Origin of the sequence: Streptomyces sp. NBC_00370, assembly GCF_036084755.1 — a bacterium.
In the GTDB taxonomy this organism is placed as follows: Bacteria; Actinomycetota; Actinomycetes; order Streptomycetales; family Streptomycetaceae; genus Streptomyces.
This window is the reverse complement of the sequence record NZ_CP107968.1, coordinates 5,568,311-5,579,983: the sequence shown is the minus strand read 5'-3', so window position 1 is coordinate 5,579,983 and position 11,673 is coordinate 5,568,311. Positions and strand designations below refer to the sequence as shown.

General features: G+C 70.6%; 10 protein-coding genes. 3 read left to right on the top strand and 7 right to left on the bottom strand.

From position 1 onward, the window contains the following. The first annotated feature begins 127 nt into the window (after window positions 1–127). The 3 genes from OHS57_RS24965 (at window position 128) to OHS57_RS24955 (ending at window position 3,980) form a co-directional block, all read left to right on the top strand. On the top strand, window positions 128–1,945 hold the full coding sequence (locus OHS57_RS24965) for a coagulation factor 5/8 type domain-containing protein (RefSeq protein WP_328583409.1): 1,818 nt from the start codon (window positions 128–130) through the stop codon (window positions 1,943–1,945). Window positions 1,946–2,144: 199 nt separating this feature from the next. Further along, complete coding sequence (locus tag OHS57_RS24960; RefSeq protein ID WP_328583408.1) at window positions 2,145–2,792, top strand: GOLPH3/VPS74 family protein; 648 nt, start codon at window positions 2,145–2,147, stop codon at window positions 2,790–2,792. A 420-nt stretch (window positions 2,793–3,212) separates the two neighbouring features. After that, window positions 3,213–3,980, top strand: a complete 768-nt coding sequence (locus tag OHS57_RS24955; RefSeq protein ID WP_198533214.1) for a helix-turn-helix transcriptional regulator — start codon at window positions 3,213–3,215, stop codon at window positions 3,978–3,980. Here OHS57_RS24955 and OHS57_RS24950 read toward each other — a convergent pair. From OHS57_RS24950 to OHS57_RS24920, 7 genes are all read right to left on the bottom strand, one after another. Then, window positions 3,973–5,088 (bottom strand): glycosyltransferase family 2 protein, encoded by a 1,116-nt coding sequence (locus OHS57_RS24950; protein WP_328583407.1) that lies wholly within the window; start codon window positions 5,086–5,088, stop codon window positions 3,973–3,975. The two genes, OHS57_RS24955 and OHS57_RS24950, sit on opposite strands and share 8 nt — an antisense overlap. Then, on the bottom strand, window positions 5,085–7,706 hold the full coding sequence (gene lanKC / locus OHS57_RS24945) for a class III lanthionine synthetase LanKC (protein WP_328583406.1): 2,622 nt from the start codon (window positions 7,704–7,706) through the stop codon (window positions 5,085–5,087). Before lanKC ends, OHS57_RS24950 begins: the two co-directional genes overlap by 4 nt. 57 nt (window positions 7,707–7,763) lie before the next feature. Then, a complete protein-coding gene (mpaP, locus tag OHS57_RS24940) occupies window positions 7,764–9,422 on the bottom strand; it encodes a daptide biosynthesis intramembrane metalloprotease (RefSeq protein ID WP_328583405.1) in 1,659 nt (552 codons plus the stop codon). Continuing rightward, window positions 9,419–10,159, bottom strand: a complete 741-nt coding sequence (locus OHS57_RS24935; RefSeq protein ID WP_328583404.1) for an ABC transporter permease — start codon at window positions 10,157–10,159, stop codon at window positions 9,419–9,421. The genes mpaP and OHS57_RS24935 overlap by 4 nt, the downstream gene beginning before the upstream one ends. Continuing rightward, window positions 10,152–10,880, bottom strand: coding sequence for an ABC transporter ATP-binding protein (locus OHS57_RS24930; RefSeq protein ID WP_041984938.1), 729 nt, complete (start codon window positions 10,878–10,880; stop codon window positions 10,152–10,154). The genes OHS57_RS24935 and OHS57_RS24930 overlap by 8 nt, the downstream gene beginning before the upstream one ends. A 315-nt stretch (window positions 10,881–11,195) precedes the next feature. Beyond that, window positions 11,196–11,363 (bottom strand): daptide-type RiPP, encoded by a 168-nt coding sequence (locus OHS57_RS24925; RefSeq protein WP_198533215.1) that lies wholly within the window; start codon window positions 11,361–11,363, stop codon window positions 11,196–11,198. 79 nt (window positions 11,364–11,442) lie between these two features. Beyond that, window positions 11,443–11,637 (bottom strand): hypothetical protein, encoded by a 195-nt coding sequence (locus tag OHS57_RS24920; protein WP_041984941.1) that lies wholly within the window; start codon window positions 11,635–11,637, stop codon window positions 11,443–11,445. Window positions 11,638–11,673 lie beyond the last annotated feature (36 nt).

Below are 11,673 nucleotides of genomic sequence, written 5' to 3'. Positions count from 1 at the left end.
TATTGACGTGTACGAAACATGGAGGAAGCATCTTCCCTACTCGGAGAGCGCTCTCAGAGGGCCGTTCCCAGCGGCCTCCCGTGCTCCCTGTCCGTACATACGTACACGCTCAGGAGGTCATCCCCCCATGCAGACACCTCCGCTCGGCTCCCCACAGCCGGGCAACAACCCCCACATCAGCCGGCGCGGTTTCGCCGCTTCGGTGACATCGGCCGTGCTCGGCGCGGTGTTCCTGCCCGCCCTCGGCTCCTCCGCCAGTGCCGCTCCCGCCGCACCGTCGAGGGCTGCCGCCGACCCGGTCGTGGGCGGTGGCGACCTCGGTCCCAATGTGATCGTCTTCGATCCCTCGACGGCCAATATCCAGGGGCAGTTGGACAGCGTCTTCAGCCAGCAGGAGTCGGCGCAGTTCGACACCCGCCGCTTCGCGCTGCTCTTCAAGCCGGGCACCTACAACGGTCTCAACGCGCAGATCGGCTTCTACACCTCCATCGCCGGGCTCGGGAAGAACCCCGACGACACCCACATCAACGGCGATGTCACCGTGGACGCCGGCTGGTTCAACGGGAACGCCACGCAGAACTTCTGGCGCTCCGCCGAGAACCTGTCACTCACCCCGGTCAGCGGCGAGAACCGGTGGGCCGTGGCCCAGGCCGCGCCGTTCCGCCGTATGCATGTGCAGGGCGGCCTCAACCTGGCGCCGAACGGCTACGGTTGGGCCAGTGGCGGCTACATCGCCGACAGCAAGGTCGACGGGACGATCTCCCCGTACTCCCAGCAGCAGTGGTACACCCGCGACAGCAACATCGGCGGCTGGGGCAACGGCGTCTGGAACATGGTGTTCTCGGGCGTCCAGGGCGCCCCTGGACAGTCTTTCCCGAACCCGCCGTACACGGTGCTGGGCACCACGCCCGTCTCGCGCGAGAAGCCGTACCTCTACCTGGACGGCGACAACTACGCGGTGTTCGTACCGTCGTTGCGCACGAACGCGTCCGGCGCCTCGTGGGCCAACGGCTCCACGCCCGGTACGTCCATCCCGCTCGACCAGTTCTACGTGGTCAAGGCGGGCGCGACGGCGGCCACCATCAACCAGGCCCTCAGCCAGGGCCTGAACCTGCTGTTCACGCCGGGCGTCTACCACGTGGACCAGACGATCAACATCACCAGGGCCGACACCGTCGTCCTCGGCATCGGCTTCCCGACGATCATCCCCGACGGCGGCGTGACGGCGATCCGGACCGCCGACGTGGACGGCATCAAGCTCGCCGGCCTGCTGCTGGACGCGGGCGCCCAGAACTCGCCGTACCTGCTCCAGGTCGGCCCCTCGGGAGCCTCCGCGGGCCACGCGTCCAACCCGACCTCGGTGCAGGACGTGTTCGCCAGGGTCGGCGGCGCGGGCCCCGGCCTCGTCACCACGGCCGTCGAGGTCAACAGCAACGACACGATCATCGACCACACCTGGATCTGGCGCGCCGACCACGGCGCGGGCGTCGGCTGGACCACCAACCCGTCCGACTACGGGCTGCTGGTCAAGGGCGACAACGTGCTGGCGACCGGTCTCTTCGTCGAGCACTTCCAGAAGTACGACGTGGAGTGGAGCGGCGAGGGCGGCCGGACGATCTTCTTCCAGAACGAGATCGCGTACGACCCGCCGAACCAGGCAGCCATCCAGAACGGCGACCGGCTGGGCTGGGCGGCGTACAAGGTCGACGACTCCGTCAACACCCATGAGGGCTGGGGGCTCGGCAGCTACTGCAACTTCAGCTCCGACCCGACGATCCGTCAGGACGCGGGTTTCGAGGCCCCGGTGAAGGACGGCGTCAAGTTCCACGACCTGCTCGTGGTCTCCCTCGGCGGCGTCGGCCAGTACAACCACGTGATCAACAACACCGGAGACGGCACCTCCGGCACCTCGACGGTCCCGTCGAACGTGGTGTCGTTCCCCTGACCCGTCCGTAACCGGAACGCCACGACGGCGGCCGGGTCCTGCCCCCTCCCCGGGGCCGGGCCCGGCCGCCGTCGTGTGATCGGCGAAATGTCAGGAAGTTTATGAATAACCGGTTTCACCGGCGCGCGCGAATTGCCGCCGGGCGAACTCCGGGAACTACGCACGTCTGTCGCGCGTGTTCATGGGGAAAGGGGGATCTATGGATTCACAACTGACCATGGGCGAGCAGATCGTGCTCCTCGCACTGGACGGGCGGAGTGGAGAGCTGCGCGAGCCGCCGCTGCGGGTGGGGCTCGCGGTGTCCGCGGCCACCCTGCTGGGGCTGACGTTCTCCGGGCATGTGGTGGTACGCGACGGGGCGCTGGCCGCGGCGCCGCTCCCGCCGCCCGCCGACCCGGTCGAGGCGGCCATGGCCGAGCAGCTGCGCAGCCACCCCGAGGCGAAGCCGCAGGCCTGGCTGCTGGCGGTCAGGGAGCAGGCGCTCACCGCCGCGTACGACGGGCTGCTGGCGAAGGGCCTGGTCCGCGAGGAGGGCCGCAAGGTGCTCGGGATCTTCGGGTCGGTCACATACCCGGTCAAGGACACCGCGACCGCCGAGACGCTGCGCGCACGGCTGGCCGCCGTGGTGCTGGCGGGCCAGGAGCCCGACGAGCGGACGGCGGCGCTGGTCACCGTCCTGCACCACGCGGGTCTGCGGGCCGTTCTCGTCCCCGACGAGCAGGCCGGGGCGGCCGAGGCCGGGTTCGCCGCGATCGACGCGGGCCAGGGGCCCGCTGCCACGCTCGGCGAGGCCGTACGCACCGCGGTCGCCGCGCTCACCGCGGTCATCGCCGTCTCCGGACTGTAGGACACGTTCAATACACGGCAAGGGAGAGTTTCCCGCCGGTTCACCGGCCGGCGGGAACCTCGCGCATGGCTCGGGGGAATGCGTCCCGGGGAGTCCGGCGGTTCCCTCAAATAACCGGTGAAATAGCACAACCTCGGGTTAATCCGTGATCCATTGACAGGTTCATTCCAGGGTGTTCGAATACGCATCATGGGGGAATCAACACTGATCACACTGGGCGTACTGCCTCTCGACGAATCCGTGTACAGAAAGCTTTTGCAGCAACCAGGACTTGGCACAGCCGGCTTGAGCATGGCTCTCGGTCTTGACGAAGCGTGTGTGCGCGAATCGTTGCAGCGGCTCAGTACGCAAGGAATGGTCAGGTACGACGTAAGCGGAGACGCCACCGCACTCGATCCCGGCATCAGCGTCGGAAGACTCGTGGAACAGCGGCTCCGGACACTGCACGCGGAAGAACAGGAGGTACTGACGCAAGGCCACTCGTTGATCAACCAGGCGCTGCTCTGGCGGATGCGGGAGCAGGTGCACGACAGCCACGACAACGTCGAACAACTCACCGGCAGTGAGCCGGTGCAGGACACCGCCGAGGAACTCACCGTGCTCTCCCGGCGCGAGGTGCTGACGATGCGGCCCAGCCGCCCCTCGCCGCCCGACGGCATAGCCGCCACCCGCCAGTCCGAACTGCGCTGCCTGCGCCGCGGGATCGCCCTGCGCGCCCTGCTGCACCGAGGCGCTCTGGAGGACAAGGCGACGGCGGCGCATCTCACCACCATGATCGAACACGGCGCGCAGGTCAGGCTGCTGGACGACCGGTTCGAACGGATGCTGATCTTCGACAGGAAGGCGGCCCTGGTGCAGTCGGACCGCGAGGCCACTCCGCGCAGCGCGCTCCTGGTGCGTCAGGAGGGGCTGGTCCGCACGCTCTACTCGTTCTTCGACCGCTGCTGGTCACAAGCGGTCGACGCGGCGCCCCTGCTGCTCCCCGGGCACACCCGCACCCAGCTCGACGCCGTCCAGATCCAGGTGCTCCATGCCATGGCGCGCGCGGAGAAGGACGAGGTCGGGGCGCGTGAACTGGGCATCTCCGTACGCACGTACCGCGGACATGTCGCCGGGCTGCTGAAGCACCTCAACGCCACCACCCGCTTCCAGGCGGCGCTGAGAGCCAGGGAGAAGGGGCTTATCTGAGCGGTGTGCCCGCCCCGGCGGGCACACCTTCCCCGGCCTCTGCGCCGGCGCAGGGCCGCGCACCCGCGCCGGCCTGTACGCCGTCCGCCAGCTCCCGCAGCAGCCGCATCTCGCGCGGCTGGATGCCGGGCAGCAACCGGGCGGCGCGGCGCGCGTGTTCGGTACGCGCGCACAGCAGGTTCCTGGCGATGGCGAACCGGCCGCGCTCCGGTACGAGGACCAGCTCGCCGAACAGCTTCTCCTCGCCGAGCACGACCCGTTCGATCTCGGCGTGCAGATCCCCGTCCCAGTCCTGCGGCCGCACCAGCTCCCCGGTGTCGGCCATCTGCCCGTACCACTCCCGCATGTCGGCCAGACACGCGGCGCGGAAGGGCTCGTCGTGCCGTCCCGCGCGGAGGTCGCCCAGCAGTGTGTGGGCGGCCTTCGCGTCGTCCAGGACGACCAGCGGCAGCCGGTGCGGGCGCGCCATCCGGTTGCGCCGCGTGCCGCCGTCGACCAGCAGGTCGACGGTCGGCTCCACGACGGTACGGAACGCGTGTCCCGCGTCGGCCATCCGCAGCCACAGGTCCCAGTCCTCAAGCCCCGCCCCGGTCCGCCAGCCGCCGGCCGCCTCGGCGAGACCGCGCCGGTGACCGACCCGGGAGGGCTCGAACATCGGTCCCATCAGCTGGAGTTGCGGGTGCCACCAGGCGGACAGCGCCGGGAACGGGGCGACTTCGCCGCCCGTCGCGTCGTGGTACGCGACACCCGTCGCCGCCAGCTCGGCGCCCGCCTCCAGCAGGCCGAGCAGCACCCGCAGATGGTCGGGGCGCCAGCGGTCGTCATGGTCCAGATAGGCGATGAACTCACCCCGTGCGAGGGCCAGTCCGGCGTTGCGCGGCCCGCTGGGATGGCCGCTGCGCTCGATCCTGTGCAGCCGGACGCGGCCGTCGCGCGCCGCCGACCCGCGTACCCAGTCCTCGGTGTCGTCGTCGCAGCCGTCCGAGACGACCAGCAGCTCCCAGTCGGCCACCGACTGCGCGCGTACGGAGTCGATGGTGTCCGTGATCTTCCGCGACCTGTTGTAGGTCGGGCAGATCACGGACACCCGCACGCCGGGCCGGCTCACAGGAACGGCAGGGCGGTCGGAGCGCCGGCCGTCGCGCGCAGCGCGAGCAGCACACCGGCGGCGCCCGTCGCCAGGTCCGTCGACAGCCGTACGTTCTCGACGCCGAGGAACGCGGGCTTGCCCTGGTAGCCGACCCCGTACAGGTCGAGGGCCGCCGCCGGGTCGACCGCGGGGGTGTCCCCCGCCGCGCCGCCGGTACGGCCGAGCCTGCTGAGCACCACCATCACGCCCGCCCAGCCGTGGAAGAGACCGGCGGTGTGCGGCACGCTGTCGCGGGCCGTGCGCAGGACGGTGTCGTGGGCCAGGGCGAAGCGCGGCTCGGCGCGATGCGCCAGGTAGTCGGCCAGCACCATGGCCGTACCGCCACCGCCGGATGCGAGCAACGGCCGCGCGCCGTAGGCGCCTTCGGCCCAGTCCTCGTCCGGAGCGACACCGCCGGTGAGCGTGGCCGCCTCCGGCGCCGCCGCCCAGCCGAGGGCCCGCAGGTCCGTGTCGAGCAGCAGCCGCGCCGCGTCGAGGAGGCCGGTGTCCGGGCTCTGTTCGTGGAGCCGCAGCAGCAGCAGCGCGCCGCCCGCCCTGCCGCGCAACAGCCCTGCCTCGCCCCGGCGGGGCGGCTGGGCCGCGGTCCGCTCGACGATCTGTTCGGCCAGGGCCGTCGCGTGCTTCAGGGCGTCGTCGTCACCCGTCGTACGGGCGAAGTGCAGCTGGGCGAGGCCGAGTCCGGCCCTGCCGTCGAAGAGGCTGTCGTTACCGGGCTCGGCCTTGGCCGCTTCCTTGAGCAGCGCCGCAGCCGCTTCGCCGCGGCCGAGGCGGTGGAGTGTGGTCGCGATGCCCGCGATGCCGGTGTACAGGCCGGGCGCCGGGTCGGTGAGCCGGCCCGCTGCGGCCTCCAGCCAGTCGATGTGCGCGGCGGACACCTCGACGCCCGCCTCGGCGAGCGCCCACAGCACGCCCGCCGCCCCGTAGGCGAGGCAGACGCCGCCTTCCGGCAGCAGGAACTGCGTCGCGTCGCCGGGGAAGAGCCGGTCCTCGCGCTTCGGCGTGGCCGTGACGAGGATGCCGTCGGCGACGGCGGCCGGGTCCCGCCAGCCGGAGAAGGGCCGGGGCGCCGGCTCGGTGGCCGGCCGCGGCGGCTCGCCGAGCGCCGCCGCCTCCTCGGCGCTCAGCTCGTTGCGCGCGGCGTCCACGGGCCCGGCGGGCTCCGCGGGTGCGGCGACGGGCGCGAGGTCGGCCCGGACCTTGGCCGCGTAGTCGGCGGGCACGGGGTAGCGGGACTCGATGTGCTCGATGATCCGGTCCACCTTGCCCTGGTCCCACGGCAGCAGGCTGGTGAGCGGGGCGAACAGGGCGATCCGCAGACAGCCGAGCGCGTACCTGTCCACGTCCTTGCCCCGGTGGGTGGCCGGCGCCGCGAACCCGGGAGCGGCGTGGACCTGCCGGGCCGCGGGGTCGGTCGAAGCGGTCTCCAGGTCGATGAAGACGACGGAGCCGTCCTCCCTGACCATGACGTTGCCCGGGTGCAGGTCACCGAAGGCGACGCCGCGCCCGTGCATGGCCGCGAGTCCCTGCTCGATCTGGTCGAGCACGCCGAGGGCCCACTCGGTGTATTCGGCGGTCCTGCGCGGATCGCCCCCCGGTGAGGGCGGGTTGTCCTTGGTGGTGCGTACGGCGAGAGTCTCGCCCGCCACGTACTCCCTGATGAGGAAGTGGTGTTCGTGGCCGACCCGGGCCTCGACGAGCGCCGGGATCCACGGCAGTCCGGCGAGCTTCAGCAGGCACTCGTGCTCCCTGACCAGCCGGGAGACGGCGTCCTCGCCGTTCGTGTCCAGTCCGGAGAGCGGGCGCGCCTCGCGCAGCAGCACCGGCTTGCCGTCGCGCAGGTCGGTGCCCCGGTAGACCCCGCCGCCGTTGGAGAAGTGCAGTGCCTGCTCGGCGCGGTACGGGAAGTCGCGCAGGGTGCCCGCGTTGCGCGCCTCGACCGCCTCGGCCAGACAGTCCGGGATGCTCACCCACTCCGGCGGCTTGAAGGAGGGCCCGCGCCGGTCCGGCACGAGCCGGCCGTCGGGAGCCTCGACGCAGGGGACGGTCTCGCCGCGCTCCGTCTTCATCGTCCGGGCGACGAAACCGCCGTAGCGCACGTACAGCGGGCCTGAACGCCACCGGAGGTCGCTCAGGATGTACGGTCCCGGCTCCCCGTCGAGGACGCCGCCGAGCCCTTCGAGCACGGCGGCGAGCGCGGCCTCGTCCGCCGGGTAGACCGTGATGAACTTCCCGCTCGCGCCCCGGTCCCCGTACTTGCCGTTGCGTCGCAGCAGCACCTTCTTGCTGCGGATGAACTTGAACGGTATCCGGCGCGCCACCAGCCAGTCGTACGACCTGACGAGGACGCTCTCCGCGTTGTCCGGTGTCGCGGACACATGGATCTTCCAGCCCTGCTGGGGCATCCGCGCCTCGGGCGGCGTCAGCATCGTCCAGTCGGGCCCGGTGTTGCGCACCCAGCCCTCCGGCGCCTCGGCCGGCAGGGCGGCGAAGCCCTCGTCCGTGGCGACGTCGGAGTCGTCCCGGTCGAAGAAGGGCGTGCCCGGGGGAAGGAACATCACATGCCGAAATGCGTCCATGACAAATCAACCGCCTTGCGGGGCACGTAGGAGAACGGATGGGGGCGGCGGGGGGAATCAGCGCCAGAAGGGTGCCAGGTACTTCTGGTAGAGCCAGCCGGCCAGGGTGCGCCGGCCGGCCTCGACGGAGGCGAGCCCCGTGGTGTCGGCGGGCAGCCGGTCGCTGTCCAGGACGATCCCGGAGGCCGGGATGCGCACCGAGTCGATGCCCTTGACCGGTACGAAGGCGGCCAGCGGGGCCGACAGGTCGACGGGCTCGACGGAGGCGACCGTTGCCTCGCCCAGCCGGCGGTGCAGCAGGACGCCGCCGCTTTCGAGCCGTACCGTGGCGCCGCGTTCGATCGCCGCCTGGTCCGTCGCGCCGGTCGAGACGAACACCAGCCGGCCGTGCTGCTCGACGAAGCCGCCGGAGACGGTGTACGGCAGCGTGACGCCCAGCATGACGGCCGCCAGGGCGCCAAGTGCCGCCGTGGAGACGGTGATCCGGCGCAGCCGCGAGGCCCCCGCCGTACGGGCCTCGGCGCCCAGCTTGAGCGCGCCGCCGTACAGCCGCAGCAGCAGGTATCCGACGACGACGGAGACGATGGCCGCGCCGACCATGCCCATGTCCTCAAGGACCTGGCCCCACACGGTGAAGGCCATGCTGACGACGTAGAGCGGGAAGAGGATGCAGGCGAAGCCGAACAGCGGCGCCCAGCCGACGTCGGGCAGCGCGCGCTCGTAGCGCCCGCCGAACAGCACCTTGGCGAACAGCCGGCGCGCGTCCGTCATGGACCGGTCCCGCAGGTGCGAGATGTCCAGATGGCTCATGAGCGCCAGGTAGCCGTCGAGTTTGACGAACGGAACGGCGTTGAAGACGCCGGAGGCGTAGTTGGTGACCGCGAGGAGCAGCAGCAGGTCGCGCAGCCCGTCGTTGCCTTCGGCCGCCGCGACGGCCGAGGCGATGGCGGCGACACCGCCGATGGCCGCCTGGGTGGTGATCCCGGCCAGCGCGATCCGTACCCGCTGGGTGCTGCGGGGCAGCCGCCAGCCGTCGGAGACGTCACAGAAGAAGGCGGGCGTCAGATAGAAGAGCATGACGCCCATCCGGCTCGGCGCGCCGCCGTAATGGCTCAGCACCATGCCGTGCGCCAGCTCGTGCAGGACGGTGCCGAGGTAGGTGACGACCATCAGGGCGAGCAGCGCCTCGATGGAAATGGGGCTCTCCAGCGCGCTCTTGGCCGCCGAGCCCTGCGCGAGGACGCACAGCAGCCCGGCCGCGGCGACGACGGCGAGCGCGACGGCCCAGCCGCGGTTGGCGAGCCGCGCCATGAGCGGCCGGAACCTGCCCAGGACGTGTTCGGGCCGTACGACCGTGAACTGCACGGTGAGCGGCGGTACGAACGCCCATCTTCGGGGCTTGCGCGTCTTGCGTTCGGTGTCCTGGAGCAGTTCGGTCTTCTGGGCGCGCAGCAGCCCCTGGTTGACCAGTTCGGGGGTCCAGGGCCTGCCGAGTTCGCCCGCGATGTCGTGGGCGGTGTGGGCGCCGTCGGCGAGGCTGAGCAGCCTCGCCATGCCGGCGCCCACCCGCAGATAGCGCTGCGCGCCGAACTGAACGATCCAGGGGGCACCGTCCTCGACCGGCGCGTGCACCTTCACGTCCGGCGCCAGGCGCGGGCGTTCGGGCAGCGGCAGCGGTGTCTTGACGGCTTCAGGACGGTTCAGTGTCAGTTTCACGGCAGGTCCCTGCGCAGGAACAGACCACGGGCGGCGACGCCCGCCGCGACGATCCAGGCCGCGATCACGACGAGGGCCCACGGGATCGACAGCACACCGGCGTCACCGCTGCGGTACACCGCGGCCATGGCCTCGTCGATGGTGAACTTGCCGACGTCCGGGGCGAGTCGGAGCAGTCCGCCGCTGACCAGCCAGGTGCTCAGCAGCAGGACGACGACGGCGACCACCTGCTGGCGGATCACCATGCCGAGCAGGATCCCCCACAGGGCGCCGGCCAGCACGACCAGCATCACCCCGAACAGGGTCCAGGTGGTGGTCATGGACCAGTCGGGCCGCTGGTCGCGTCCGGCGAGGAAGACCCAGGGGCTGACGGCGGCGACCACGCCCGTACCGATGGCGAACACCGCACCGCTGGCGGCCCCCGCCAGCAGCTTCGCCGTCAGCAGCCGGGCCCTGCTGCCGCCGAGGAGGACGGACCTGCAGATCGCGCCGCTGCCGAACTCCCTGGTCACCAACAGCATGCCGACGAGCGCCGCGGCCAGTTCGACCATGAACCAGCCCTGCACCAGGGTGTTGGTGAGCTGGCCGTCCGTGCCGGCCGCAGCGCCCTTGTCGAGTTCCTGCTGGAGGTAGCCGGCGTCGGCGAGCACACACAGCAGGAACGCCGTGACGGCCAGGCTCCACCAGGCCTTCCCGGTCCAGATCTTGCGCCACTCGGCGCCGACGAGGTCACGCATGGACGTTCTCCTTCGGCGCCGGACCCGCCAGTTCGAAGAAGCGGCTCTCCAGGCTGACGCTGCCGTTGTGGGTGAGGTCGGCCGCTGTGCCGCTGTAGCGCAGCGAGTGCTGGAGGATGACGATGTCGTCGGCCATCTGCTCGACCTCGGCGAGGAGATGACTGGAGACGAGTACGGTGCGTCCTTCGTCGGCGAGAGAACGCAACAGCTCGCGCAGCCACCGGATGCCGTCCGGGTCAAGGCCGTTGGCGGGCTCGTCCAGGATGAGCAGCTCGGGATCGGCGAGCAGCGCGGTCGCCAGCGCGTGCCGCTGCTTCATGCCCGTCGAGTAGCCCTTCAGCTTGCGATGGGCGTCGGAGGCGAGCCCAACGCGCTCCAGGACGTCGTCGACCCTGGCGCGCGAGATGCCCAGGGTCTTCGCCCAGATGCGCAGGTCGCCCCGGCCGGTGGCGGCGTTGGACGGGCCGATGCCGTCGATGCTGACGCCGACGCGGTGTGCGGCGTCGGGCAGTTCGGCGTACGGGTGGCCGAAGACGGTGGCGCTGCCCGAGGTCGGGCGGGCGAGACCCAGCAGGATGCGCAGGGTCGTCGTCTTGCCGGCGCCGTTGCGTCCGAGGAGTCCGACGACGCGGCCGGAGCCGACCGTGAAGGTGACGTCCTCGACCGCGGTGAGTTCGCCGTAGCGTTTGGTCAGACCGTTGATGTGGACGACATCTGTCATGTTCCGGTCCTCGCCCTCGTACGGAGGTACAGACCGACACAGACGATGATCACAAGCTCCACCCCGACGCAGATGAGAAGACCTCTCGTGCGTTCCTGGCCTTGGGTGAGAGCGTAGACAGTGCCGGGAGCCGCGATGACGACGACCAAAGCGAAGGTCGCAAGGGCCCAGATGACACCGCGGGATGCTGATTGAGGCATCGCGTATCTCTCCTCTGCGGCGTGGAGCCGCGCGTATATTCACTGGTGCGGCCCTGTCCCGGATGCTCTTGGCCAGCATCCGGAACAGGGCTTCGTCATCAGTTTCGGGACCCGATCAGGTCGCGATAACCGAGGTGACGGCGATGGTGCTGTAGGCGGCGCTCACGCCCGCCGAGACGGCGAAGCTCGCGAGGAAGCTGCTCCACCAGTCGGGGGCCTCCATGCCTTCCAGCTCCTCCATGTCCAGCTCCTGCATGGCCAGTTCGAGGCTGTTGTTCTCCATTGTTTTCACCTCCTTCCAGAACGTGTCGGTGTGGGCTCCACGAATGCGGCGCTCCGAGAAGAGCCGGCTCCGGGAGGTCTCAGGTCGCCAGCGTGACGATGGAGATGTACGAGACAACTCCTCCGGCGCTCAGGCCGCCGATGAAGCTCAGCGCGTCGCTCCAGCCGAACGGCGCGTCGAGCGCCTCCAGCTCCTGCATGTCCAGCTCCTGAGCCTCCAGCTCCTGAAGAGCCAGCTCGAGAGGCGCGACGGTGTTCTTGTTCGCAGTCTGCATTTTTCTTTCCCCCTCCCCGTTGAGTGTTCTGTTGGT